This is a genomic window from Pseudomonas citronellolis (genome assembly GCF_029335315.1).
Lineage (GTDB): Bacteria > Pseudomonadota > Gammaproteobacteria > Pseudomonadales > Pseudomonadaceae > Pseudomonas > Pseudomonas citronellolis_A.
Map to the genome: position 1 here is coordinate 1 of NZ_JARJLT010000302.1, position 1,128 is coordinate 1,128.

1 protein-coding gene is annotated in these 1,128 nt (G+C 67.9%); it reads right to left on the reverse strand.

The window, feature by feature from the left end; genetic code table 11:
- The coding region (locus tag P3W75_RS23135) for a TRAP transporter substrate-binding protein (RefSeq protein ID WP_276229648.1) at positions 1 to 966 on the reverse strand (966 nt) is incomplete at its 3' end.
- Positions 967 to 1,128 lie beyond the last annotated feature (162 nt).

Consider the following 1,128-nt stretch of genomic DNA (forward strand, 5'->3'; position numbering starts at 1 on the left):
GGCGTCGGCGCCGACGTTGTCGGCGAACTTGCGCCACACCGGCTGCATCGCCTCGCGCCAGTCGGCGCGCTGCTGCGGGGTGAGCTTGTGGATCTCGCTGGCGCCGCCGGCGAGGATGCGCGCGCGGGCCTCGGCGTTGAGCTGCTCGGCCTGGCGGTTGACCTGCACGGTGACCTCGGCCATCACCTCCTGCAGGGCCTGTCGCACGTCCGCCGGCAGGCCGTTCCAGAACTGCGCGTTGGTGATCACCATGTAGTCCACCAGGCCGTGGTCGGACTCGGTGAAGTACTTCTGCACCTCGTTGACCTTCTGGCTCTCGTAGTTCGACCAGGTGTTCTCGGTGCCGTTGACCACGCCGGTCTGCAGGCCCTGGTAGACCTCGGCGAAGGACATCTTGCGGGAGATCGCGCGCAGCGCGCGGAACTGCTCGTTGAGCACGTCGGACGCCTGCACGCGGAACTTCATGCCGCGCGCGTCGGCCGGCTCCAGCAGTGGCCGGTTGTTCGCCGAGAGCTGCTTCATGCCGTTGTGCCAGTAGGCCAGGCCGAGGATGCCCTTGCCCTGCATGCTGGTCAGCAGGGCGCGGCCCTGGGGGCTGCGCTGGAAGCGGTCGACGGCCTGGATGTCGTCGAACAGGAACGGCAGGTCGAATATCTGCACCTTCTTGGTGTACTGCTCGAACTTGGCCAGGGATGGCGCCAGCATCTGCACGTCGCCGAGCAGCAGCGCCTCCAGCTCCTTGCCGTCGCCGAACAGCGAGGAGTTCGGGTAGACCTCCACGCGCACCCGGCCGGGCAGGCGCTCCTCGGCCAGGCGCTTGAACAGCAGCGCGCCCTGCCCCTTCGGGGTGTTCTCCGCGACCACGTGGGAGAACTTGATGACTATCGGCGCGTCGGCGGCCTGCGCCGCGACGGCGCAGGACAGCGCCAGGACGGCGAGCAGGGCCCGCCGGATCGATCGAAACATCGCGTCACCCTCAATTTGTTCTTGTGCTTGCGAGGTGGGCCGGGCGTTGGGCCCGCGATGAGACTGACGCAATGGCGGCGTTCGGAGAATTCGCGATTTCCCATGGCCGCGTTAGGCAAAGCGGAAGGCCAGGCGCGACACGGCGACGGGCCTGGGGTTCAG